This is a genomic window from Streptomyces sp. NPDC003016, assembly GCF_053591455.1.
The window spans coordinates 46,442-70,759 of the sequence record NZ_JBSFTV010000008.1 but is presented as its reverse complement, the minus strand read 5'-3'; the positions used below and the strand labels follow the sequence as shown (position 1 = coordinate 70,759).

Below are 24,318 nucleotides of genomic sequence, written 5' to 3'. Positions count from 1 at the left end.
CGGATCAGGCCAGGGCGGCCGTCGCCCGGCTCGTCGCCGCGATGGTCGCCGAGCCGACCACGCGCGTGCCGTCGTACAGCACGATCGCCTGGCCGGGCGCGACGCCGCGCACCGGCTCGGTGAAGGTGACCCGGAGCTCCGAGCCGTCGACCAGTTCGGCGGTCACCTCCGTCTCGCCGCCGTGCGCGCGCAGCTGGGCCGTGTACGTGCCGCTGCCGGCCGGAGCCGTGCCGCACCAGCGGGGCTTGATCGCCGTGAGGGCGGTGACGTCGAGGGCCTCGACCGGGCCCACCGTCACCGTGTTGTTCACCGGGGAGATGTCCAGGACGTAGCGCGGCTTGCCGTCGGGGGCGGGGTGACCGATGCGCAGGCCCTTGCGCTGGCCGATGGTGAAGCCGAAGGCGCCCTCGTGGGTGCCCACCTTGGTGCCCGACTCGTCGACGATGTCGCCCTCCGCCTTGCCGCCGAGGCGGTTCGCCAGGAAGCCCTGGGTGTCGCCGTCCGCGATGAAGCAGATGTCGTGGCTGTCGGGCTTCTTCGCGACCGCCAGGCCCCGGCGCTCGGCCTCCGCGCGGATCTCGTCCTTGGTGGTGAGGGTGTCGCCGAGCGGGAACATCGCGTGCGCCAGCTGCCGCTCGTCGAGGACCCCGAGGACGTACGACTGGTCCTTGGCCATGTCGGAGGCGCGGTGGAGCTCGCGGCTGCCGTCCTCGTTCAGCACGACGGTCGCGTAGTGGCCGGTGGCCACCGCGTCGAAGCCCAGCGCGAGCGCCTTGTCGAGCAGCGCCGCGAACTTGATCTTCTCGTTGCAGCGCAGGCAGGGGTTGGGGGTGCGCCCCGCCTCGTACTCGGCGACGAAGTCCTCGACGACGTCCTCGCGGAAGCGCTCGGCGAGGTCCCAGACGTAGAACGGGATGCCGATGACGTCGGCGGCCCGGCGCGCGTCGCGCGAGTCCTCGATGGTGCAGCAGCCGCGCGCGCCGGTGCGGAACGACTGCGGGTTGGCGGACAGGGCGAGGTGTACGCCGGTCACGTCGTGTCCGGCCTCGGCGGCTCGGGCAGCGGCAACGGCGGAGTCGACCCCGCCGGACATGGCGGCGAGGACACGGAGGCGGCGCGGGGTCTCAGTCATAGCTCTCCCAGGGTAGACGGAACCACCGACAGGGCCGAAAGCGTTATCAGGCTCATGGAACACAAGAGGCCGGCAGGCACGGGCAGAGGGCCCAGCAGACGCGCCCTGCTCATCGGGGGCGGCGCGGCCGTCGTGGGCGGGACGGCCGCCGTGTTCGGGGAGGAGCTGTCCCGGCTGTGGTGGCTCGTGCCGGGCGTCGACAAGCAGCGCACGGAGGGAGAGGTGGATCACACGGGCGCCCGCTGGGTGGCGGCGTCGGCCGCGAACCTGCGGACCGCCGACCGGCCCGACGACTACTCCATCGACCGGATCGTGATCCACGTGACGCAGGGCAGCTTCGCTTCGGCCGTGCGCGTCTTCAAGGACCCGCTGCACGCGGCCGCGGCGCACTACATCGTGCGCGCGAAGGACGGGCATGTCACGCAGATGGCGCGGGAGCTCGACGTCGCCTTCCACGCCGGGAACCGCTCGTACAACGAACGGAGCGTCGGCATCGAGCACGAGGGCTTCGTCGACCGGCCGGAGGACTTCACCGGCGTGATGTACCGGTCGTCGGCCCGCCTCGCCGCCGGGATATGCCGGCGGTACGGGATACCCGCCGACCGGGAGCACATCATCGGCCACGTCGAGGTGCCGGGCACCGACCACACGGATCCGGGCCCGCACTGGGACTGGGACCGCTATCTGCGGCTGGTGCGGGAGGAGCTGGCGGGCGGCCCGCCCGTCACGACGTGACCGGGGAGCGGAGCGGCCCGCTCTCAGACGAGACCGGCCGTACGCGCCCGCTCGACCGCCGGGCCGATCGCGTCCGCCACCGCCGTCACGTCCTCGGTGGTCGAGGTGTGCCCGAGCGAGAAGCGGAGCGTGCCGCGGGCCAGGTCGGGATCGGTGCCGGTGGCCAGCAGGACGTGGCTGGGCTGGGCGACTCCGGCCGTACAGGCGGACCCGGTGGAGCACTCGATGCCCTGCGCGTCGAGGAGCAGGAGCAGGGAGTCGCCCTCGCAGCCGGGGAAGGTGAAGTGGGCGTTGGCCGGCAGCCGGCCGCCCGGGGACGGGTCGCCGCCGAGGATCGCCTCGGGGACGGCGGCGCGCACGGCCGCGACCAGGTCGTCGCGCAGGCCGCCGATCTCGCGGGCGAACCACTCGCGCCGCCCGGCCGCGATCCGGCCGGCCACCGCGAAGGCGGCGACGGCCGGGGCGTCGAGGGTGCCGGAGCGCACGTGCCGCTCCTGTCCGCCGCCGTGCAGCACGGGTACGGGGGTGTACTCGCGGCCGAGCAGCAGCGCGCCGATGCCGTACGGGCCGCCGATCTTGTGCCCGGACACGGTCATCGCGGCGAGCCCGGAGGCGGCGAAGTCGACCTCCAGCTGCCCGAACGCCTGCACCGCGTCGGCATGCAGCGGCACTCCGAACTCGGCTGCCACGTCGGCCAGTTCGCGGACCGGCATGACGGTGCCGATCTCGTTGTTGGCCCACATGACGGTGGCCAGGGCGACATCTGAGGGGTCGCGTGCGACGGCCGCGCGCAGCGCTTCGGGATGGACCCGTCCGTACGCGTCGACGGGCAGGTACTCGACGGTCGCGCCCTCGTGCTCGCCCAGCCAGTGGACGGCGTCCAGCACCGCGTGGTGCTCGACGGGGCTGGCCAGCACGCGGGTCCTGCGCGGGTCGGCGTCGCGCCGCGCCCAGTACAGGCCCTTGACGGCGAGGTTGTCGGCCTCGGTGCCGCCCGCGGTGAAGACCACCTCGCTGGGCCGGGCGCCGAGGGACTCGGCGAGGGTCTCGCGGGCCTCCTCGACGGTACGCCGCGCCCGTCGGCCGGCGGCGTGCAGGGACGAGGCGTTGCCGGTGACGGCGAGCTGGGCGGTCATCGCCCCGACCGCTTCCGGAAGCATCGGGGTGGTCGCGGCGTGGTCGAGGTAAGCCATGGTGCGGTCGATTCTACGAGTCCCCCGGAGCGCGCGGCCCCGGCCCGGCAGGATGCGGGGGCGCGGGCGGGTGCGGGCGGGGTGTCCTGCGGGGCTTCTCCCCTGCCTGTCCCTTCCCGAACCGGGGCTCCCCCGGCCCCGCTCCTCAATCGCCGGAGGGACTCCGCGGGAGCCCGTCCGTCCCGTACAGCTTCAGGACCTCCGCCGCCCTCGCCAGTTCCCCGCGCACCTCCTCCGGCGACACCACCTCCACCCGTTCGCCGAAGGCCGGCAGCGAGCGGGCCTCGGGGGCCGGGCCGAAGGCCGGGTCCACCGCCGTCCGGAACAGCAGGAGTACCGACAGCAGCCGTTCTGATTCCACGGCGCCCATCCTGCGCGAACAGCCCGCCCGGGGGCGGGGATTCAGCCGCGCGGTGCCCGCGCCAGCTGCCGGGACTGGGCGACGAGCCGGTCCGCGCTGTCCCAGACCTCCGCGTCCTCCTCCAGGAAGCCGCCCGCGAGGTTGCGGGTGGTGATGGAGACGCGCAGCGGTCCGGGGGCGGGGCGGCAGCGTATGTGGGTGGTGAGCTCGACGGTCGGCGTCCAGCCCTTGAGGCCCAGCTCGAACGAGGTCGGCGGCAGGGCGTCGACGGTGAGCAGCAGCGAGAGCGGATCGGCGTCGCGGCCGTCGGCGAGGCCGAACCAGCCGCGCATCTCGCCCTTGCCGGAGGGCGCGCCGACGGCCCAGCCGGCGGTGGCGGGGTCGAGGCGGACGTCGAGGCGCTCGGCGATGGCCGAGCTGCCGGGGATGACGGCGGGCCCGGCGTCCGTGCCCAGGCAGTGCTCGTACGGCGGCATGGCCGGCGGCTTCGCGGAGGTGCGGACGTCGTCGGGCAGGGCGTCGAGGTCGCCGTACGAGGCGAGGACGCGGATCCGCTCGACCTCGGTGCCGTCCTCGGCGTACTGGAAGAGGGAGGCCTGGCCGGTGGAGAGGGTGCGCCCGGTGCGGACGGTCTGACTGCGGACGACCGCCCTGCCCGGCACGGAGGGGGTCAGGTAGTGCGCCGAGACGGTGAACGGGTCGGGGTGCGGCAGGGCATCGCCGAGCGCCCGGCCGAGCAGGGCGAGGAGGTAGCCGCCGTTGACGGCGTGGATGATCGTCCAGCCCGCGGAGAGCTCCGCGTCGTAGACGCCCGGTTCGTCCGGTGCGCGCGAGGAGAGGGCGGTGTCGCGGTCGAACTCGCTGTCTCCGATGGATGCCTGTGCCATGGCATGCACCGTACACCGAGACATTACTAAGCGGTAGCTTCAGACTGTTCCTCGGCCTTCGCCGAGCTCCGGTGCCAGGCGCGCGGCGCCCGCCAGTGGAAGTGCAGCGCCAGCAGGCGCAGCAGGAAGGCGGTGACGACGGCGATTGAGCTGGTCACGGCGTTCAGCGCGTCGAAGCGGAGGAACAGGGCGGCCATCGCGGCCCCGACGATCGCGGGGACGGCGTACAGGTCGCGGTCCCAGCGCAGCAGCGAGGGCACCTCGTTGGCGAGGACGTCCCGCAGGACGCCGCCGCCGACGGCGGTCGCCAGGCCCAGGGCGGCGGAAGCGGTCAGGCCGAGCCCGTGGTCGTACGCCTTGGTGGTGCCCGTGACGCAGAAGAGCCCGAGCCCGGCCGCGTCGAAGGCCATCACCGAGCCCTGGATGCGCTCCACCTCCGGGTGGAGGAAGAAGACCAGGGCGGCCGCGATCAGCGGGGTCGTGAAGTACCCCAGGTCGGTGAAGGCGGCCGGCGGCACCGCGCCGATGATCAGGTCGCGGAGCAGCCCCCCGCCCAGCGCGGTGACCTCTGCGAGCACCGCGATGCCGAAGACGTCGAAGTTCTTGCGGACGGCGAGCAGCGCGCCGGAGATCGCGAAGACGAAGATCCCGACGAGGTCGAGCGCATGCTGGACGGAGGGCGTGAAGAGTTCCTGGAACACCGGGCAATTGTGCCGGTTCTATTCCTTGCCGGTGTCCTCCGCGCCCGCGGGCCCGGCTTCGCCCTCGGCGGCGCCCGCCGTCTTCGCCGCCGCCGCGGGTGGCGTGACGTCGACGAGCTCGATCGCCTCGCGCGCCGTGTCGAGCACGACGGACGACTCCGGTGCCTGGTCGGGCGCGTTCTCCGGGTGGTGGCAGGCCACCTGGTGACCGGTCTTCAGAGCCGTCAGCGGCGGCTCCTGCGTCGTGCAGATCTCGGTCGCCTTCCAGCACCGCGTGTGGAAGCGGCAGCCCGGGGGCGGCGAGATCGGCGAGGGCACGTCGCCCTTGAGCAGGATCCGTTCGCGCTTGTGCTTGCCGCGCGGGTCGGGCACCGGGACGGCCGAGAGCAGGGCCTTGGAGTACGGGTGCATGGGCGACTCGTACAGCGCCTTGCGGTCCGCCAGCTCGACGATCTTGCCGAGGTACATCACGGCGATGCGGTCCGAGACGTGCCGGATGACCGACAGGTCGTGCGCGATGATCACGTACGTCAGCCCGAGCTCGTCCTGGAGGTCGTCCAGCAGGTTCACCACCTGCGCCTGGATCGACACGTCCAGCGCCGACACCGGCTCGTCGGCGACGACCAGCTTCGGCTTGAGCGCGAGCGCCCGCGCGATGCCGATGCGCTGGCGCTGTCCGCCGGAGAACTCGTGCGGATAGCGGTTGTAGTGCTCCGGGTTGAGACCCACCAGCTCCAGCAGCCGCTGGACCTCCCGCTTCACCCCGCCCTCGGGCGTGATGCCCTGCAGCTTGAAGGGCGCGCTCACGATCGTGCCGACCGTGTGGCGCGGGTTCAGCGAGGAGTACGGGTCCTGGAAGATCATCTGTACGTCGCGGCGCAGCGGACGCATCTGTCCGGTGCCGAGGCGGGTGATGTCCCGGCCCTCGAACTCGATCTTCCCGCTGGTGGGCTCCAGCAGGCGCGTGATCAGCCGGCCCATCGTCGACTTGCCGCAGCCCGACTCGCCGACCACGCCCAGGGTCTCCCCCGGGCGCACGTCGAAGTCGAGACCGTCGACGGCCTGCACCGCGCCGACCTGGCGCTGGAGCAGGCCCTTCCTGATGGGGAAGTGCTTCACCAGGCCGCTGACCCTCAGCAGGGGCTCGGGGGACGGCGGCGGCGAGGAGGACGCCTGCTCCGAGATCGTCACTTCGGGATCCTTCGTCTCGCTCACAGCTTCGGCGCAATCTCTTCGGCCCAGATCCGGGTCCGGTCCTCGGCCGCCATGTGGCACGCGGAGTAGTGCCGTGCGGACTCCTGTCCGGACAGCACCTTGAGTTCCGGCCGCTCGGTGCGGGTGACCCCGCCCTTGGGCACGTCCGCGTACGGGCAGCGCGGGTGGAAGGCGCAGCCGCTCGGGATGTTGATCAGGCTGGGCGGCGAACCCTTGACCGGGATGAGGCGCTCGGTCTGGTCGCGGTCGATGCGCGGCATCGAACCCAGCAGACCCCAGGTGTACGGGTGCTGGGGCTCGTAGAAGACCTTCTCCGCGGGACCGCGCTCGATGCACCGGCCCCCGTACATCACCAGGAGGTCGTCCGCCAGCTCGGCGACGACACCCAGGTCGTGCGTGATGACGATGACCGCCGAGCCGAACTCCTTCTGCAGGTCCCGGATCAGGTCGAGGATCTGCGCCTGGACGGTGACGTCCAGGGCGGTGGTCGGCTCGTCGGCGATGAGCAGCTCGGGGTTGTTGACCAGCGCCATCGCGATCATCGCGCGCTGGCGCATACCGCCGGAGAACTCGTGCGGGTAGCCGTCGAACCGCTTGTCGGGCTGCGGGATGCCGACCCGGTCGAGCATTTCGATCGCGCGCCGCTTGGCGGCCTTCTTGTCGACCTTGTTGTGGATGCGGTACGCCTCCACGATCTGGTGGCCGATCGTGTAGTACGGGTGCAGCGCGGACAGCGGGTCCTGGAAGATCATCGAGATCTCGCGGCCGCGCAGCTTGCGTACGTCGTCGGGGTCGGCGGACAGCAGTTCCTTGCCGTCCAGCCAGATCTCGCCGGAGATCCGTGCCTTGCGCCGGCCGTACTGGCCGACGGTGTGCAGGCCCATGATGCCGAGCGAGGTCACCGACTTGCCGGAGCCGGACTCGCCCACGATGCCGAGGGTCTTGCCCTTCTCCAGCTGGAAGGAGAGGCCGTCCACCGACTTGACGAGACCGTCGTCGGTGGGGAAGTGCACCTTGAGGTCGCGCACGTCGAGGAAGGCGTCCGGCTGCGGGGAGCCGGTGCGTACGGGCTCGGCGACCGCACCGGTCTTCGTCAAGGGGGCTCCGGGGGCCTCCCCCGGGACAGGCACAGTGGTCACGAGAGCCTCACTCGGGGGTCGATCACGGAGTACAGGATGTCCACGACGAGGTTCGCGAGCACGACGGCCGCGGCGGCGATGAGCGTGACACCCAGGATGAGCGGGAGGTCGAAGTCGCCGATCGCCTTGACGGCCGCCTGGCCGAGGCCCGGGAGGCTGAAGGCGGTCTCGGTGAGGATGGCGCCGCCGACCAGGGCGCCGAGGTCCATGCCGAGGATGGTGAGGATCGGCGTCATCGTCGAGCGCAGCGCGTGCTTGCCGACGACGACCGGTTCGCTCAGGCCCTTGGCCCGGGCGGTACGGATGTAGTCCTCGCCCAGGACCTCCAGCATGGTGGCGCGGGTGAGCCGGGCGTACATCGCGGCGTACAGGAAGGCGAGGGTCACCCACGGGAGCACCAGGCCGCTGAACCAGCCGAGCGGGTCCTGCGCGATGTCCACGTACTCGGCGTCGAACCAGCCGAGCTGGGTGCGGAAGACCGCCAGGGAGAGCAGCGCGGTGAAGTAGATCGGCAGCGACACACCCGCGAGGGCGATGGTCATCGCCGTGCGGTCGATCGCCGTACCCCGCTTGAGGGCGGAGATGATGCCGGTGGTGACACCGACGACGACCCACAGCACGCACGCGCCGGCCGCGAGGGACAGGGTGACGGGGAGCCGCTCGGTGAGTACGGGCCAGATCTCCTGCTCCGTACGGAAGGAGTAGCCGAAGCACGGGGCGTCGCAGTGGAACGACGAGCCGCCGCCGGTGTAGTCCCGGCCGACGAAGATTCCGCTGATGAAGTTCCAGAACTGCACCAGGATGGGATCGCCGAGGCCGAGCTTCTCCCGGACGCCTTCGACCGCGCCTGGGTCCGCCTGCTTGCCGATGAACATCGCGGCGGGGTCGCTGCCGGTCAGTTTCGGGATCACGTAGAAGATGCCGAAGGTCACGAGAGTGACCACGAGCAGCATCACGACGACGGCGGTCAGCCGCCTGATGAGGTATGCGAGCACTACGGTCGGCCCGGCGGCGGCCCGGGGATCCGGTGAGGGGTCCCCGGGCCGCCGCACGCGGCCATCACCTGCCCTTCGGGCTTAGCGGCGGGTGTGCCGGCGGAGCGAACGGACGGTCACTTGACGCCGAGGGAGGCGTAGTCGTAGCGGCCGTTGTAGGAGTCGGCCGTGTAGACGTTGGTCAGCCGCGAGCTGCGCCAGATCACGTTCTTCTCGAAGGTGAAGGGCAGGTAGACCGCCGCCTCGGAGACCTTCTCGTTGATCTGCTTGTAGAACTCGGCGGCCTTGACCGGGTCCGTCTCCAGCAGCGCCTTGTCGAACAGGGCGTCGATCGACTTGTCCTTCATCATCGAGAAGTTGTTGTTGCCGCTGTCGAGGATGAAGCGGCTGTCGACCAGCGGCTGCGAGAAGCCCTGGCCGGACGGGAAGTCGGCACCCCAGCCCATGATGATGATGCCGTAGTTCTTCTTCTCGACGTTCTTGGGAGCGCCGATGATGCCGGAGGTCTGCGCACCGTCGTACTGGTCGATCTGCACATCGACGCCGATCTTGCGCAGCGACTCCTGCATCGACTCGGCGGTGGCGATCTCCTGCGGCTTGTTGTTGCGGACCGCGATGGTGGTCTTGAAGCCGTTCGGCTTGCCGCAGGCCTTGAGCTCTTCCTTGGCCTTGGCGACGTTGCCCGTGGTGTCCTTCAGGACGTTGTACGGGTCGTACTTCGGGTCGGAGCCCTTGATGCTCGGGGGCAGCATGTTGGTGGCGATGTCGCCGCCCGCCATCGGGCCGCCGCGGGCGGTCTGCAGCGACTTGTGGTCGGCGCCGTAGATGAGCGCCTTGCGGCAGTGGACGTTGTCGAGCGGCTTGACCGTCTGCGGGAACACCGCGTACCGGATGAAACCGGTCTGCGGGTTGTCGACGTTGGCCTTGTGGTCGCGCAGCGCCTTGGTACGGCCGGCCGGGCTGATGCCGGTGGCGTTGATGTCGACGTCGTAGTCGCCCTCGATCAGGCGGTTGTCCATGTCGTCGGCGTTGGTGATGAGCTTGAGCGAGACCTTGTCCGGCAGCGCCTTGCGGACGGTGTCGCTCTCCTTCTTCCAGTTGGGGTTGCGGCTCAGCTCCATGCCCTTGTTGGGGGTGTAGGAGTCGATCTTGTACGGGCCGTTGGAGAAGGGCTTCAGGCCGTACTTCTCGACCGTGTCCTTGTCCTGGCGGACCGGCGTGGCGGCCGGCATGGCCAGCATCTGGAGGAAGTCGCCGTTGGGCTTCGGGAGCTTGAAGACGATGGTCTTGTCGTCCGGTGTCTCGATGGCCTTCAGGCCGAGCTTGTCGGCCGACTTGTCCTTGTACGGACCCTTGTACTCCTTCTTCGGGTCCAGGACCTGCTGAAGGTAGATCGGGCCGCCGGAGATCTTGTCCTGGGCCCAGATGCGCTCGATGCCGTACTTGATGTCCTTGGAGGTGACGGGCTTGCCGTCCTCCCACGTGACGTCGTCCTTCAGCGTGAAGGTGTACGTCTTCTTGTCCGCGGAGACCTTGCCCGTATCGGTTGCCATGTCCGCGACGAGTTCGGTGGACTCGGTGCCCGCGGCCGGCTTGAAGGTGATCAGCTGGCGCGTGTAGTAGCGGGCGAAGTCCCACATGAAGCCGTAGTAACCGCGCTGCGGGTCCCAGGAGTCGGCGTCCTGCGTACCGATGAACTTGATCGTGCCGCCCTTCTTGTCCGAGGCGTTCGCGATCTTGCCGACGGCCGCGTTGAAGCCGGGGGCCTTGCCGCTGCCGTCGGCCCCGTCGTCCTTGCCTCCGCCACCGCACGCCGCGGTGCCGACGAGCGCGGCGACGACGAGCGCCGCACTTGCGGCGAGCCGTCGCCTGGAAGAACTGTTGGCTGTCACGATCAGCAACCTCCGTGAGAGTGCCGGACCTTGAGGGGACCGACGGTTGTGGTGGCCTCCTGACACATCGGCAGGGGCGGCGCGTAGGGCGTGTGCGGGTGGTACGGGGCGAGCGGTCAGCGGGAGCCCTTCGGGTCCAGCGCGTCACGCACGCCGTCGCCGAAGAGGTTGAAGGCCAGCACGGTGACGAAGATGGCCACGCCGGGCGCGATCATGAACATCGGATCCGCCTCGTAGTACTCCTTGGCCTTGGAGAGCATCTGCCCCCAGGAGGCGGTGGGCGGTTTGACTCCGGCGCCCAGGAAGCTCAGGGCGGCCTCGCTGAGGACGTTGGTCGGGATCATCAGCGTCGTGTAGACGGTGATCGGGGCCACCAGATTGGGCAGCAGCTCCTTGAAGAGGATGTACGCGCGGCCGGCGCCGAGGCTGCGTGCCGCCTCGACGTACTCGCGCTCCCGGAGGGAGAGCGTCTGGCCGCGGACGATCCGGCCCACGTACGGCCACCCGAAGAAGCCGATGACGACGATGAGCGCGCCGATGCGCACGCCGGAACCGCTGAAGCCCCAGAGGGAGTTGGGCAGTACCGAGACCAGCGCGATGATGAAGAGCAGCTGCGGGAAGGCCAGCAGGACGTCCATCACCCGGCTGATCGCCGCGTCGACCCAGCCGCCGAAGTAACCGGCGATGATCCCGAAGAGCGTGCCGAGTACGACGGCGAAGAGGGCCGCGAGGAAGGCGACCAGCAGCGAGATCCGGGCGCCGTAGACGAGGCGGCTGAACACGTCGCGGCCGTTGACCGGTTCGACTCCCAGCAGGAAGTCCGAGCTCATACCGCCCCAGCTGCCGATCGGCGTGCCGAACAGCGGGTCGATCCTGTCCTCGTGGAAGTCGTTCGGCGGGTGGCCGAGCACGCTGACGATCAAGGGTGCGAACACCGCGACCAGGATCAGGAACAACACGACCACGCCGCCGGCCAGCGCCACCTTGTCGCGCTTGAGCCGCACCCAGGCGATCTTCCATGGCGAGCGGCCTTCGATGGCTTTCGCCGGAACATCGGCCGCGACGTCAACGGCCGCGGTCTCCGCCGCGCTCGTGTCGTGCAGTGGTGCCGTCATCGTGGTGGGGACCCCTCTCGGCTCGGCCGACGGTGGTCGGCCCGCGCCCGCCGCTGTAGCGGCTTGTTCGCATCGCAGGTGCAAGTGGTGCAGAAGGTGGTCGTACAAACGCATGTGACACAGGGAAGGCGGGTCGTACACAGGACCGACGTTCCTTGTTGCGGGAGTCTTCAATGAGCTCGCGATCACCCGCCAGACCTGGCGGGGAATGGATGCGCAACCGTGATGTGGCCTGTGGGCTTCCGCTATCCGAACATCTTGATCGGCTCAGCGGACCACAAGCATCCTTATACCTCAGACCGGACATGCCGCCCAACAGCCCTGATGAGCTGTCGAATTGGGCCGTACGCGTGACCGGTGGAGCCGGTGGAGCCGGTGGAGCGAGCGCGTTCAGTAGGCGCGCGGCGCCGGGTAGCCGTAGCCGCCCTGCGCGGCGGAGGAGGGCGGGGCGGGCGCCTGCGCCTCGCGGTCGTAGAACGGGCGGGCGTTGGCACGCAGCCACATGGAGACCGGGTCGTACGCGTCGGACATCGTGACGGTGGAGACGGGCAGCCCCTCGGGGACCGCGCCGACCGACTGCCGCATCATCGCGCGCACCGCGTCGACGGACTGCGGGCCCGTGTCGTAGAGGTCGAGTCCGATGGCCAGGTACGGCACCCCGAGCGCCGGCTGCACCCAGGCGCGGCGCAGGGCGCGGACCGCGGGCGTACGGTGGGCGTTCTGCGTGAGCAGGGCGTAGAACTGGGGGATCTCGACGGCCGGTTCGGACAGCCGCAGCGGTCCGGCGGGCATCCGGTCGAGCCCGGTGGCGATACGCCGCAGATCGAGCCACGGGATGCCGACGCCGCCGCCGGGAGCGTGCGGGTTCAGCCAGATGCCCCAGCGGTCGGGGAAGAGCGCGCGGGCGACGTCCTGGCCCGTGACCACTTCGTACGCCCGGCTCCAGCCGCTCGCGGCGAGCTCCTGGGCGGAGGTGACGCACGGCGCGTAACCGAGCCCGTCGACCTCCATGTTTCCGTACTGGGCGTCGGGGGAGCCCGCCTGGCCGTGCCAGAGCAGCATCCAGACCCGGCCGCCGGCCGGGTCGGCGAGGGCGCGCAGCAGCGCCTCGTACGCGTCGTACCGCCCGGGTGTCACCTGGCGCAGCATGTGCTCGACCTGCCCGGCCGCCGCAGTGCCTGACGCGCTCACCCTGGGTCCCGCCCCTCTTCGATCCACCGTGTTGCACCAGCTTAAGCGGCAGCACCGACACAGAGCACGAGTCAGGCGCGCGTGTAGAAGGGCCGCACCTTCTCCAGCATCCAGCCCGCGACCGGGTCCTGCGCCACGTCCAGCAGGAGCAGGTTGACCGGCCAGGGCACCTGGACCCGGCCGAGCGCCCGGCCGAGCGCGTCCATCGGGGCGTTCGGGCCGGCGCCCTCCCGGGCCGCCAGCTGTACGCCGACGAACAGTGTCGGGGACCCGCCCTCGATGCTGGCGAGCGCCCTGCGGGCGGTCACCACCACACCGCTCTCCTCGAACTCGCCGGCCGCGGCGGAGAGGAAGTCGACCGGCTCCTGCTGCCAGTCCGGCTCGAAGAGCCGCACCCTGCCCCCGGTGGCCGGCCCGTCCAGCGGCGTACGGCCGGCCCGGCAGAGCTCGGCGACGGCGGGCGGCGGCAGCGGCACCCCGACCACGCCGTCCGGGTTCACGGCGATGCCGAGCTGCGGGGGCAGGCCGCGGGCGAACTCGCGGGCGGGCGCCACGGTGAAGGACATGTGGGGCCCGGCGCACCGGCGCAGCTGCTCCTCGGAGCTGTACACGGGGACGTACGCCTCGCCGTGGAGGTCCAGGGTGGGCAGGTCGAGGCTCGGGGAGTCGGGCCCGCCGCCGTTCGGCAGCGGCACCCACACCTGGCTGCGCCCCAGCACCTCGACGATGCGGGCGCCCGCGGCGGGGGCGCCGACCGAGGCGGCCAGCACTTCTTCGAGTTCGTTGCCGGGCCAGCCGCCTCCGCCGTGCGGGTGGGCGGGCAGGGGGAAGTCTGGGTAGTCCACGGGCACGACCCTAACGCGGCGCCGGCGGCACCCCGCGGGGCTGTTCCCGTAACCGGAGCTCCGTCCCGGCCGGGAAGTCGATCCCCGTCAGCGCCCCCGCCGCGTCCCGGTCCAGCAGCACCGCCGACGCGCACCCGGCGGGGAGCCGGCCGCCCTCCGCGTCCCGGACCAGCCGGCCCACCGCCCGCCGGTGCCGGGCGAACGCGTAGCCCGAGACCCCGCGGCCCCGCTCCTCCTGGCCGGCCCGCGCCACCTGCGGCGTCACGTCGAGCAGCACCAGGTGCAGGGCGACGCCCCGCCGGCGGGCGTCGCGCGCCAGCCAGCGCCGTACCCAGGCGAGCGTGCCGCAGTCGTGGACCACGACGCTCCCGCCGGAGCGCAGGGCCCGCCGCAGCCCGGCGTAGTGGGCGGCCCGTACGAGGGGGCGGTAGAGGGCGTACGGCAGCAGGCGCGGCATGCGCGCCTCCCACCGCTCGCGGACGTCCTGCGAGTCGATGCGGTGCGTCCCCGCCGTCGCCGCACGCCGGATCAGGGTGCTCTTGCCGCTGCCGGGCAGCCCCGAGACGACCACGACGTCGCCGGCCGCGAAGGCCAGCGTGCGCGGGCTGCGCCCGGCGCGTTCGCGCAGGTCGCGGACGGTGGGCACCGGCCGGCGGGTGGTCTCCCTGGCCGGCACGCCCTGTGGTGCGGGCACCGCGCCGTGCGTGGTGCCCGCGGTCGTCACGTACGCACCGGGCCGCTGCAACGTCATCGCACTCCCCCTGTCAGGTGTCCCCGCCCTTTTCCCCACCCTTGCCCAAGAAGTGTAAAGAAAAGGTAATGCGTCACAAGTGATTTGCCGCTGTGTCCAGGTACTGCCCGGCCGTCCCGCCACCGGAGGATGCGTGCAATGATGTGCCCGCCAACTCCATACCGGCCGCTTGAATCCGCGCGGGAGAGTCCGAAGCACGCAGAAGCACTCCAGGAGTGCCCGGTGCCCAGGACGCCGAAGGAGCAAGTCCCTCCCTTGAATCTCTCAGGCCCCGTACCGCGCGGGCGAGGCAGATCTGAAAAGCGGGCCGCCATGTCGCGGCTCCACCCAAGGTGCAAGCCGGGACTCTCCCGGTGAACCTCTCAGGTTCCGATGACAGATGGGGAGGATTGTCCTCACCTGTCATGCCCTGCCCTGGGAGCCCCACACATGAGCAATGCCCCCCGCCACACCGCCCTCGACGCAACTCACCGTTCGCTGGGCGCGACCATGACCGACTTCGCGGGCTGGGACATGCCGCTGCGGTACGCCAGCGAGCGCGACGAGCACAACGCCGTACGGACCCGCGCGGGCCTCTTCGACCTCTCCCACATGGGCGAGATCACCGTCACCGGCCCCCAGGCCGTGAACGCCCTCGACCACGCGCTCGTCGGCAACATCGGCACGATCGGCCCCGGCCGCGCCCGCTACACGATGATCTGCCAGGAGGACGGCGGAATCCTCGACGACCTGATCGTCTACCGGCTCGGTGAGACCGAATACATGGTCGTCGCCAATGCAGGGAACGCCCAGACCGTCCTCGACGCGATCACCGAGCGCGCCGCCGGGTTCGACGCCGTCGTACGGGACGACCGTGACGCGTACGCCCTGATCGCCGTCCAGGGCCCCGAGTCCCCCGGCATCCTGAAGTCCGTCACCGACGCCGACCTCGACGGGCTGAAGTACTACGCCGGTCTGCCCGGCACCGTCGCCGGCGTCCCCGCCCTCATCGCCCGTACCGGCTACACCGGCGAGGACGGCTTCGAGCTCTTCGTCGCGCCGGCCGACGCCGAGCAGCTGTGGCAGGCGCTGACGGACGCGGGCAAGGACGCCGGCCTCGTCCCCGCCGGCCTCTCCTGCCGCGACACCCTGCGCCTCGAAGCGGGCATGCCGCTGTACGGGCACGAGCTGACCACCGCGCTGACCCCCTTCGACGCGGGCCTGGGCCGGGTCGTGAAGTTCGAGAAGGAGGGCGACTTCGTCGGCCGCGCCGCCCTGGAGGCCGCCGCCGAGCGCGCCGAGACCGCGCCCCCGCGCAAGCTGGTCGGCCTGGTCGCCGAGGGCCGCCGCGTCCCGCGCGCCGGCTTCTCCGTGGTCGCCGACGGCAAGGTCGTCGGCGAGGTCACCTCGGGCGCCCCGTCCCCGACGCTGGGCAGGCCGATCGCCATGGCGTACGTCGACGCCGCGCACGCGGCGCCCGGCACCCCCGGCGTCGGCGTCGACATCCGCGGCACGCATGAGCCGTACGAGGTCGTCGCGCTGCCGTTCTACAAGCGCCGGAAGTGACCCCCCGCACAACCTTCCCGTTCACCAGCACTCCCCCGCGTACAGGAGAATTCAGGTCATGAGCAACCCCCAGCAGCTGCGTTACAGCAAGGAGCACGAGTGGCTGTCGACCGCCGAGGACGGCGTCGCGACGGTCGGCATCACGGAGTTCGCGGCCAACGCGCTCGGTGACGTCGTGTACGCCCAGCTCCCGGCGGTCGGCGACACGGTGACCGCGGGCGAGTCCTGCGGCGAGCTGGAGTCGACGAAGTCCGTCAGCGACCTGTACTCCCCGGTCACCGGCGAGATCGTCGAGGCCAACCAGGACGTCGTGGACGACCCGGCGCTGGTGAACTCCGCCCCCTTCGAGGGCGGCTGGCTCTTCAAGGTGCGCGTCGCGGAGGAGCCGGCCGACCTGCTCTCCGCCGACGAGTACGACGCCTTCTCCTCCGGCAACTAAGACCTCGAACGGGACCGTGATGACGCTTCTCAACACTCCCCTCCATGAGCTCGACCCGGACGTCGCCGCCGCCGTCGACGCCGAGCTGCTCCGCCAGCAGTCCACCCTCGAAATGATCGCCTCGGAGAACTTCGCTCCGGTCGCGGTCATGGAGGCCCAGGGCTCCGTCCTCACCAACAAGTACGCCGAGGGCTACCCGGGCCGCCGCTACTACGGCGGCTGCGAGCACGTCGACGTCGTCGAGCAGATCGCCATCGACCGCGTCAAGGCGCTCTTCGGCGCCGAGCACGCGAACGTACAGCCGCACTCGGGCGCCCAGGCCAACGCGGCGGCGATGTTCGCGCTGCTCAAGCCCGGTGACACGATCATGGGCCTGAACCTGGCCCACGGCGGTCACCTGACCCACGGCATGAAGATCAACTTCTCCGGCAAGCTCTACAACGTGGTCGCGTACCACGTGGACGACGCCACCGGTGAGGTCGACATGGCCGAGGTCGAGCGCCTCGCCAAGGAGTCGAAGCCCAAGCTGATCGTGGCCGGCTGGTCCGCGTACCCGCGCCGGCTGGACTTCGCCGCCTTCCGCCGCATCGCGGACGAGGTCGGCGCGTACCTCATGGTCGACATGGCGCACTTCGCCGGGCTGGTGGCCGCGGGCCTGCACCCGAACCCGGTGCCGCACGCCCACGTCGTCACCACGACCACGCACAAGACCCTCGGCGGCCCGCGCGGCGGAGTCATCCTCTCCACCGCCGAGCTCGCCAAGAAGATCAACTCCGCGGTCTTCCCCGGCCAGCAGGGCGGTCCGCTGGAGCACGTCATCGCGGCGAAGGCGGTCTCCTTCAAGGTCGCCGCCTCCGAAGAGTTCAAGGAGCGCCAGCAGCGCACCCTGGACGGCGCCCGCATCCTGGCCGAGCGCCTGGTGCAGCCGGACGTCACCGAGCACGGCGTGTCCGTCCTCACCGGCGGCACGGACGTCCACCTGGTCCTGGTCGACCTGCGGAACTCCGAGCTCGACGGCCAGCAGGCCGAGGACCGTCTCCACGGCCTCGGCATCACGGTCAACCGCAACGCCATCCCGAACGACCCCCGGCCCCCGATGGTCACCTCGGGTCTGCGGATCGGTACGCCGGCCCTGGCCACCCGCGGTTTCCAGGCCGAGGACTTCGCCGAGGTCGCGGACATCATCGCCGAGGCGCTGAAGCCGTCGTACGACGCCGAGGCCCTGTCCGCCCGGGTGACCGCCCTGGCCGGCAAGCACCCGCTTTACCCTGGTCTGAAGTAGTTACGTACGACACAGACTGGAATGCCGGGGCACCGCGCACACTGAACAGTGAGTGCGGTGCCCCGCACCTTGTACCCGCCATTGATCATCTGCACCACCCCGGCAGACAGCGGCGTCTACCCACCCTTAGGAGTTCCCCCGTGGCCATCTCGGTCTTCGACCTGTTCTCGATCGGCATCGGCCCCTCCAGCTCTCATACGGTCGGGCCGATGCGCGCCGCCCGGCTCTTCGCGGGGCGCCTCAAGAACGACGGCCTGATGGCCCACACCACCGCGATACGCGCCGAGCTGTTCGGCTCCCTCGGCGCGACCGGTCACGGCCACGGCACCCCGAAGGCCGTACTGCTCGGCCTGGAGGGGGAGTCCCCGCGCACGGTCGACGTCGAGACCGCCGACGACCGGGTCGAGCGGATCAGGGCGGGCGGGCGCATCAATCTGCTCGGTGTGCACGAGATCGGTTTCGACTTCGACGAGGACCTGGTCCTGCACCGCCGCAAGGCCCTCCCGTACCACGCCAACGGCATGACCCTGTGGGCGTACGACGCCCAGGGCGCGCCGCTGCTGGAGAAGACGTACTACTCGGTGGGCGGCGGCTTCGTCGTCGACGAGGACGCGGTCGGCGAGGACCGGATCAAACTCGACGACACCGTGCTGAAGTACCCCTTCCGGACGGGTGACGAGCTGCTGCGGCTGGCCGGGGAGACCGGGCTGTCGATCTCCGCGCTGATGCTGGAGAACGAGAAGGCCTGGCGGACGGAGCCGGAGATCCGCGAGGGGCTGCTGGAGATCTGGCGGGCCATGCAGGACTGCGTCGCGCGCGGCATGTCCCAGGAGGGCATTCTGCCCGGCGGCCTGAAGGTGCGCCGGCGCGCCGCGAACACCGCCCGCAAGCTGCGCTCCGAGGGCGACCCGCTGGCCCTGTCGATGGAGTGGATCACGCTCTACGCGATGGCGGTCAACGAGGAGAACGCCGCGGGCGGCCGCGTCGTCACCGCCCCGACCAACGGCGCCGCCGGCATCATCCCGGCCGTCCTGCACTACTACATGAACTTCGTACCGGGCGCGGACGAGGAGGGCGTGGTCCGCTTCCTGCTCTCCGCGGGCGCGATCGGCATGCTCTTCAAGGAGAACGCCTCGATCTCCGGCGCCGAGGTCGGCTGCCAGGGCGAGGTCGGCTCCGCCTGCTCGATGGCGGCCGGCGCGCTGGCCGAGGTCCTCGGCGGCACCCCCGAGCAGGTCGAGAACGCGGCCGAGATCGGTATGGAGCACAACCTGGGCCTGACCTGCGACCCGGTCGGCGGCCTGGTCCAGATCCCGTGCATCGAGCGCAACGGCATGGCGGCGGTCAAGGCCGTCACGGCGGCGAAGATGGCGATGCGGGGCGACGGCAGCCACAAGGTCTCCCTGGACAAGGTCATCAAGACCATGAAGGAGACCGGCGCGGACATGTCGGTGAAGTACAAGGAGACCGCGCGCGGCGGTCTGGCGGTGAACATCATCGAGTGCTGAGGGACAGCGCCCGAAGCGGCGGCGCCTGACCTGAAGGGGCGGCACCTGAAGGGGCAGCGTCTGAAGGGGCAGCGTCTGATCAAGGGCTCCCGTCCTCGGGTTCCGCCGTGGCCGTGCGCCGGCCGGTGCGGGGTGCGAGGACGAGGGCGAGGGCGAGTAATACTTTCTTCATGCCCTCACGTATTACGCACGTCCGGCGGGCCACCGCACGGGACGGGAAGCGGCTCACCACGCTGGTGCGGTCTTCCCGCGCCTACGAGGGTCCGTACGCCCCGATGGTCGCCGGGTACCGGGTCGGGCCCGACTACATCGAGGCGCACCGGGTCTTCGTGGCCGTCGGCCCCGACGACCGGGTCCTCGGGTTCTACGCCCTCGTGCTCGACCCGCCGGAGCTCGACCTGATGTTCGTCGCCGACTCCGCCCAGGGGCTGGGCATCGGCCGCCTGCTCGTCGCGCACATGCTCGGTGAGGCGCGCGACGCGGGGGCCGGCCGCGTGCGCGTGGTCGCGCACCCGCCCGCCGAGGGGTTCTACCTCAGTGTGGGCGGTGAGCGGACCGGAACCGAGCCCGCCAACCCGCCCGCGGTGATGTGGGATCGCCCGGAACTCACCATTCCGGTCGGCTGACACCTTCCGGCGGGCGGGTTCCGTTCCGGTCGCGCGGCCATTCGGAGGACTCCCGGGAACCGAGCGGGCCGCACAACCGTTGGCGGGATGGGCAAAGAGATCGTCAAAGGGCGCGGCCCGCGCCGGATTGAGCAGGGATCTTCATGGGTGTCAGTCTCTCCAAGGGCGGCAACGTCTCACTCTCCAAGGAGGCCCCCGGCCTGACCGCTGTCATGGTGGGCCTGGGCTGGGACGTACGCAGCACGACCGGGACCGACTTCGACCTCGACGCCAGCGCCCTGCTGCTCGATGTCAGCAACAAGGTCGTCTCGGACCAGCACTTCGTCTTCTTCAACAACCTCAAGAGCCCCGACGGCTCCGTGGAGCACACCGGTGACAACCTCACCGGTGAGGGCGAGGGCGACGACGAGCAGATCAAGGTCAGCCTCTCGACGGTTCCCGCCGAGGTCGACAAGATCGTCTTCCCGGTGTCGATCCACGAGGGCGAGAGCCGTGGCCAGAGCTTCGGCCAGGTGCGCAACGCCTTCATCCGGGTCGTCAACCAGGCGGACAACAACGAGCTCGCTCGTTACGACCTCTCGGAGGACGCCTCGACCGAGACCGCCATGGTCTTCGGCGAGCTGTACCGCAACGGCGCGGAGTGGAAGTTCCGTGCCGTCGGCCAGGGGTACGCCTCGGGCCTGCGCGGCATCGCGACGGACTTCGGCGTCAACATCTGATACGCCGCCGCAGGGCTGTCCGCGCCGGCAGGTCCGGCCCGGACAGCCCGGTCCGGCGGGTACGCCTCCTTCCCGCCAGTCCGACCAGTCGGTACGGTCCGTTCCTGGAACCCGGAAACCCGGAAATCCGGAAACCGGGGAAGCCGACTGCCGCCTGGAGGGCCCGATGAACCAGCCCGTGTCCCACCCCCAGCCCCCGTCCGTACCGCAGATCCACGGCCACTGCGACGACCGGTTCACCGCCGTGCGCACCGCGTTCGAGGAGAACTTCCGGGAGCGCGGGGAACTGGGCGCGGCCGTGACCGTGCGGGCCGGCGGGGAGACCGTGGTCGACCTGTGGGGCGGCTGGGCCGACGCCGCGCGCAGCCGGCCGTGGGAGCGGGACACCGTGGTCAACGTGTGGTCGACGACCAAGGGCCCGACGGCCCTGTGCGCCCACCTCCTGGCCGACCGCGGGCTGCTCGACCTCGACGCCCCGGTCGCCTCGTACTGGCCGGAGTTCGCCGCCGCCGGCAAGGAAGCCGTTCCCGTACGCCACCTCCTGTCGCACCGCGCGGGGCTGGCCGGACTGCGCGAGCCGCACTCCCTCTCCGAGCTCTACGACTGGGAGCTGACCTGCGCGCGGCTGGCGGCGACCGAGCCCTGGTGGGAGCCGGGCACACGGTCCGGCTACCACGCGATCACGTACGGCTTCCTCGTGGGCGAGGTGGTCCGGCGCGTCACGGGCCTGCTGCCGGGCGAGTTCCTGCGCCAGGAGGTCACCGGACCGCTCGGCATCGACTTCACCGTGGGTCTGCCGGAGAAGGAGGCCGGCCGGGCCGCCGAACTGGTGCATTCCCGGAGCGTGCCCGCCGATGAACAGGTGGCGCTGTTCGCCGCCCTGGAGCCGGTCGCGCGTGCGGCTCTGCTCAACCCGGGCACCGGCGCGGCCCAGGCCAACACCCCCGAGTGGCGGGCCGCCGAGATCCCCGCCGCCAACGGCCACGGCACGGCCCGCGCGGTGGCCGCCCTGTACGGGGTGTTCGCCGAACGCGGCCGCTGCGGCGAGCACCGCGTGCTGTCCCCCGAGGCCGCCGAACGGGCCCGCGAGGGGCAGGGCAGCTGCCGGGACCTGGTGCTCGGCCCGGGTCTCGGCCGCGAAATGGAGGCCGGCCTGGGCCTGTGGCTGAGCGGTCCGAGCGGCTCGTACGGGCCGAACCCGCGAGCCTTCGGCCACGACGGCTTCGGCGGGTCCTGCGGACTCGCCGACCCCGAGGCGGGCGTCGCCATGGGGTACGTCATGAACCGCATGGGCCCCCACATCGCCGACGACCCGCGCAAGATGGCGCTGGTGGAAGCCGTGTACAGCGCCCGGTGACCCCTGGTCCGCGCCCGGCGTACGGCGGGGCGCGCCCGGCGTACGGCGTCCGACGGGGCGGCTCCACCGTGACGTTAGATGGGGGGACGGCGACGGTACGGGAGCGCGACACGGCGACGAGAGGCCACCGGGCGTGGACAGCAGGCACATGCGGATCGGCGAGGTCGCCACCAGGACCGAGCTGTCCCTGCGGACCATCCGGCATTACGAGGAGACCGGCCTGGTCACGCCGTCCGCGCGCTCCCAGGGCGGCTTCCGCCTCTACACCGAGAGCGACGTTGCGCGCCTGATGGTCGTACGCCGCATGAAGCCGCTCGGTTTCACGCTGGACCAGATGCGGGACCTGCTGGGCGCCACCGACCGGCTGGACGCACCGGAGCCGCCGGCGGCGGACGTGCGGGAGGCGCTGCTGGAGCGCGTACGGGGGTACGAGCGGGCCGCCGCCGAGCGCGTGAGCGATCTGCGGCGGCAGCTGGAGCGGGCCGAGGAGTTCGCCCGGACGCTGCGCGAGCGCACCTCCCGGGTGGAGCGGGAGGAGCAGGCGGAGCGGGTGTAGCCGAACTAACACCGACCCTCTTTATGCAACTTGTTGCACAACACGTCCCGGGTGGACTACACATTGCGGCATGAGTCCGACGACTGAGACCGCGTACCCGCACCTGCTGAGCTCCCTCGACCTGGGCTTCACGACCCTGCCCAACCGTGTGCTGATGGGTTCGATGCACGTCGGACTCGAAGAGGCCGAGCGCGGCTTCGAGCGGATGGCCGAGTTCTACGCGACCCGGGCGCGCGGCGGCGTCGGCCTCATGGTCACCGGTGGCATCGCCCCCAACGACAGCGGCCGCCCCTACCCCGGCGGCGCCAAGCTGACCACGCCCGAGGAAGCGGCGCAGCACCGGCAGGTGACCGACGCCGTGCACCGCGAGGGCGGCAGGATCGCGATGCAGATCCTGCACTTCGGGCGGTACGCCTACCACCCCGGCCTCGTCGCCCCCAGCGCGATCCAGGCCCCCATCAGCCCGTACACCCCGAACGCCCTGACCGACGCCGAGGTCGAGCAGACCATCGAGGACTTCGTCCGTGCGTCGGAGCTGGCCAGGTCGGCGGGGTACGACGGCGTGGAGATCATGGGGTCCGAGGGCTACCTGATCAACGAGTTCATCGCCGCGCACACCAACCACCGCGACGACCGGTGGGGCGGCTCGTACGAGAACCGCATGCGCTTCCCCGTCGAGATCGTCCGCCGGGTGCGCGAGCGCGTGGGCCCGGACTTCATCCTCGTCTACCGCCTCTCGATGCTCGACCTGGTCCCCGGCGGCTCCTCGCTCGACGAGGTCATCACGCTCGCCCGCGCGATCGAGGCGGCCGGCGCGACCATCATCAACACCGGCATCGGCTGGCACGAGGCCCGCATCCCCACCATCGCTACCTCCGTGCCGCGCGGCGCGTACGCCTGGGTGACCAAGCGGGTCATGGGCTCGGTGGGCATCCCCCTCGTCACGACCAACCGCATCAACACCCCCGAGCTGGCCGAGGAACTCCTCGCCGACGGCTGCGCCGACATGGTCTCGCTCGCCCGGCCCTTCCTCGCCGACCCGGACTTCGTCGCCAAGGCCGAGGCCGGCCGCGCCGACTCCATCAACACCTGCATCGGCTGCAACCAGGCCTGCCTCGACCACACCTTCAGCGGGCTCATCACCTCCTGCCTGGTCAACCCGCGCGCCTGCCACGAGACCGAGCTGGTCCTCTCCCCCACCCGCCGCCGCAAGCGCGTCGCCGTCGTCGGCGCCGGGCCCGCCGGGCTCGCCTGCGCGGTGACGGCGGCCGAGCGCGGCCACACCGTGACGCTGTACGACGCCTCCGACGTGATCGGTGGTCAGCTCAACATCGCGCGCAGGGTGCCGGGCAAGGAGGAGTTCAACGAGACGCTGCGGTACTTCCGCAACCAGCTGGACGAGCACGGCGTCGACGTCCGCCTCGGCACGCCCGCCACCGCCGAATCCCTCACCGCCGCCGGATACGACGAGATCGTCCTCGCCACCGGTGTCACCCCCCGCGTCCCGGACATCGAGGGCATCGACCATCCCAGCGTCATCAGCTACCTCGACCTCCTGCGGGACGACGCGAAGGCGGGCGACCGCGTCGCCGTCATCGGCGCGGGCGGCATCGGCTTCGACGTGGCGGAGTTCCTCACGGACACGTCCACGGGCGCCGACGACTCGGCGAGCCTCAGCCCCGAGGTCTTCTTCGCCCAGTGGGGCGTCGACATGGAGTACGGCGCGCGCGGCGGCCTCCAGGCTCCGGTGCGCGTCCCGCAGACCCGTACCGTCCACCTGATCCAGCGCAAGGCCACCAAGGTCGGCGCCGGACTCGGCAAGACCACCGGCTGGATCCACCGCACCGAGCTCAAGCACCGTGGCGTCACGATGGTCGCGGGCGCGGCGTACGACCGTATCGACGACGAGGGACTGCACGTCACGGTCGAGGGCGAGCAGCGGCTGATCCCCGTCGACACGGTCGTCCTGTGCACCGGGCAGGAGCCTCGCCGCGAGCTGTACGACACGCTGCTCGCCGCCGGGCTGCCGGTGCACCTCATCGGCGGCGCGGACGTCGCGGCCGAGCTGGACGCCAAGCGCGCGATCCGGCAGGGAACGGAACTCGCGGCCACCCTGTGACAGGGGCCCTGCCTA

23 protein-coding genes and 2 riboswitches are annotated in these 24,318 nt (G+C 71.1%); of the genes, 10 read left to right on the top strand and 13 right to left on the bottom strand.

Going from position 1 to position 24,318, the window contains the following annotated elements; translation table 11 throughout:
* Positions 1 to 4: 4 nt before the first annotated feature.
* A complete protein-coding gene (gene mnmA, locus ACWDZ4_RS08975) occupies positions 5 to 1,132 on the bottom strand; it encodes a tRNA 2-thiouridine(34) synthase MnmA (RefSeq protein ID WP_451507751.1) in 1,128 nt (375 codons plus the stop codon).
* A 54-nt stretch (positions 1,133 to 1,186) separates the two neighbouring features.
* Between mnmA and ACWDZ4_RS08970 the strand changes: the two genes are divergently transcribed.
* Complete coding sequence (locus tag ACWDZ4_RS08970) at positions 1,187 to 1,867, top strand: N-acetylmuramoyl-L-alanine amidase (RefSeq protein WP_451507750.1); 681 nt, start codon at positions 1,187 to 1,189, stop codon at positions 1,865 to 1,867.
* 23 nt (positions 1,868 to 1,890) lie between these two features.
* Here ACWDZ4_RS08970 and ACWDZ4_RS08965 read toward each other — a convergent pair whose 3' ends face one another.
* The 12 genes from ACWDZ4_RS08965 to ACWDZ4_RS08910 form a co-directional block, all read right to left on the bottom strand.
* Positions 1,891 to 3,060, bottom strand: a complete 1,170-nt coding sequence (locus ACWDZ4_RS08965) for a cysteine desulfurase family protein (RefSeq protein ID WP_451507749.1) — start codon at positions 3,058 to 3,060, stop codon at positions 1,891 to 1,893.
* 145 nt (positions 3,061 to 3,205) lie between these two features.
* The gene (locus ACWDZ4_RS08960; protein WP_451507748.1) at positions 3,206 to 3,421 is read right to left on the bottom strand and encodes a hypothetical protein; all 216 of its coding nucleotides are present in this window, start codon (positions 3,419 to 3,421) and stop codon (positions 3,206 to 3,208) included.
* A 41-nt stretch (positions 3,422 to 3,462) separates the two neighbouring features.
* Positions 3,463 to 4,308 carry a thioesterase family protein gene (locus ACWDZ4_RS08955; protein WP_451507747.1) on the bottom strand — a complete coding sequence of 282 codons (846 nt, stop codon included), beginning with the start codon at positions 4,306 to 4,308 and terminating at the stop codon, positions 3,463 to 3,465.
* 26 nt (positions 4,309 to 4,334) lie between these two features.
* Positions 4,335 to 5,009, bottom strand: coding sequence for a trimeric intracellular cation channel family protein (locus tag ACWDZ4_RS08950; RefSeq protein ID WP_451507746.1), 675 nt, complete (start codon positions 5,007 to 5,009; stop codon positions 4,335 to 4,337).
* 18 nt (positions 5,010 to 5,027) lie between these two features.
* On the bottom strand, positions 5,028 to 6,200 hold the full coding sequence (locus ACWDZ4_RS08945) for an ABC transporter ATP-binding protein (protein WP_451507745.1): 1,173 nt from the start codon (positions 6,198 to 6,200) through the stop codon (positions 5,028 to 5,030).
* A gap of 20 nt (positions 6,201 to 6,220) precedes the next feature.
* Positions 6,221 to 7,321 (bottom strand): ABC transporter ATP-binding protein, encoded by a 1,101-nt coding sequence (locus tag ACWDZ4_RS08940; protein ID WP_451507744.1) that lies wholly within the window; start codon positions 7,319 to 7,321, stop codon positions 6,221 to 6,223.
* 38 nt (positions 7,322 to 7,359) lie between these two features.
* A complete protein-coding gene (locus ACWDZ4_RS08935; RefSeq protein ID WP_451507743.1) occupies positions 7,360 to 8,358 on the bottom strand; it encodes an ABC transporter permease in 999 nt (332 codons plus the stop codon).
* A 116-nt stretch (positions 8,359 to 8,474) separates the two neighbouring features.
* Positions 8,475 to 10,253 (bottom strand): ABC transporter substrate-binding protein, encoded by a 1,779-nt coding sequence (locus ACWDZ4_RS08930; protein WP_451507858.1) that lies wholly within the window; start codon positions 10,251 to 10,253, stop codon positions 8,475 to 8,477.
* A 113-nt stretch (positions 10,254 to 10,366) separates the two neighbouring features.
* Positions 10,367 to 11,365, bottom strand: a complete 999-nt coding sequence (locus ACWDZ4_RS08925) for an ABC transporter permease (RefSeq protein ID WP_451507742.1) — start codon at positions 11,363 to 11,365, stop codon at positions 10,367 to 10,369.
* Positions 11,366 to 11,755: 390 nt separating this feature from the next.
* Complete coding sequence (locus ACWDZ4_RS08920) at positions 11,756 to 12,556, bottom strand: enhanced serine sensitivity protein SseB C-terminal domain-containing protein (protein WP_451507741.1); 801 nt, start codon at positions 12,554 to 12,556, stop codon at positions 11,756 to 11,758.
* Between the two features lie 71 nt (positions 12,557 to 12,627).
* Positions 12,628 to 13,401 carry an enhanced serine sensitivity protein SseB gene (locus ACWDZ4_RS08915; RefSeq protein WP_451507740.1) on the bottom strand — a complete coding sequence of 258 codons (774 nt, stop codon included), beginning with the start codon at positions 13,399 to 13,401 and terminating at the stop codon, positions 12,628 to 12,630.
* A 10-nt stretch (positions 13,402 to 13,411) separates the two neighbouring features.
* Entirely contained in the window at positions 13,412 to 14,152 is a 741-nt protein-coding gene (locus tag ACWDZ4_RS08910; RefSeq protein ID WP_451507739.1) for an AAA family ATPase, read from the bottom strand.
* Between the two features lie 170 nt (positions 14,153 to 14,322).
* Positions 14,323 to 14,441, top strand: a riboswitch (glycine riboswitch).
* A riboswitch (glycine riboswitch) is annotated at positions 14,442 to 14,541 on the top strand.
* Positions 14,542 to 14,581: 40 nt separating this feature from the next.
* Between ACWDZ4_RS08910 and gcvT the strand changes: the two genes are divergently transcribed.
* The 9 genes from gcvT (at position 14,582) to ACWDZ4_RS08865 (ending at position 24,303) form a co-directional block, all read left to right on the top strand.
* Positions 14,582 to 15,697: a glycine cleavage system aminomethyltransferase GcvT gene (gcvT, locus tag ACWDZ4_RS08905; protein ID WP_451507738.1), complete on the top strand. Its 1,116-nt coding sequence runs from the start codon at positions 14,582 to 14,584 to the stop codon at positions 15,695 to 15,697.
* 58 nt (positions 15,698 to 15,755) lie between these two features.
* A complete protein-coding gene (gene gcvH, locus ACWDZ4_RS08900; RefSeq protein WP_451507737.1) occupies positions 15,756 to 16,136 on the top strand; it encodes a glycine cleavage system protein GcvH in 381 nt (126 codons plus the stop codon).
* Between the two features lie 19 nt (positions 16,137 to 16,155).
* Positions 16,156 to 17,418, top strand: coding sequence for a serine hydroxymethyltransferase (gene glyA, locus ACWDZ4_RS08895; RefSeq protein ID WP_451507736.1), 1,263 nt, complete (start codon positions 16,156 to 16,158; stop codon positions 17,416 to 17,418).
* 140 nt (positions 17,419 to 17,558) lie between these two features.
* Positions 17,559 to 18,926, top strand: a complete 1,368-nt coding sequence (locus tag ACWDZ4_RS08890; protein WP_451507735.1) for an L-serine ammonia-lyase — start codon at positions 17,559 to 17,561, stop codon at positions 18,924 to 18,926.
* A gap of 170 nt (positions 18,927 to 19,096) precedes the next feature.
* Positions 19,097 to 19,552 carry a GNAT family N-acetyltransferase gene (locus ACWDZ4_RS08885; protein ID WP_451507734.1) on the top strand — a complete coding sequence of 152 codons (456 nt, stop codon included), beginning with the start codon at positions 19,097 to 19,099 and terminating at the stop codon, positions 19,550 to 19,552.
* Between the two features lie 143 nt (positions 19,553 to 19,695).
* On the top strand, positions 19,696 to 20,271 hold the full coding sequence (locus ACWDZ4_RS08880) for a TerD family protein (protein WP_451507733.1): 576 nt from the start codon (positions 19,696 to 19,698) through the stop codon (positions 20,269 to 20,271).
* 166 nt (positions 20,272 to 20,437) lie between these two features.
* Complete coding sequence (locus ACWDZ4_RS08875; protein ID WP_451507732.1) at positions 20,438 to 21,628, top strand: serine hydrolase domain-containing protein; 1,191 nt, start codon at positions 20,438 to 20,440, stop codon at positions 21,626 to 21,628.
* Positions 21,629 to 21,761: 133 nt separating this feature from the next.
* Complete coding sequence (locus tag ACWDZ4_RS08870) at positions 21,762 to 22,184, top strand: MerR family transcriptional regulator (RefSeq protein ID WP_451507731.1); 423 nt, start codon at positions 21,762 to 21,764, stop codon at positions 22,182 to 22,184.
* A gap of 70 nt (positions 22,185 to 22,254) precedes the next feature.
* Positions 22,255 to 24,303: an oxidoreductase gene (locus ACWDZ4_RS08865; RefSeq protein ID WP_451507730.1), complete on the top strand. Its 2,049-nt coding sequence runs from the start codon at positions 22,255 to 22,257 to the stop codon at positions 24,301 to 24,303.
* The last annotated feature ends 15 nt before the right edge of the window (positions 24,304 to 24,318 follow it).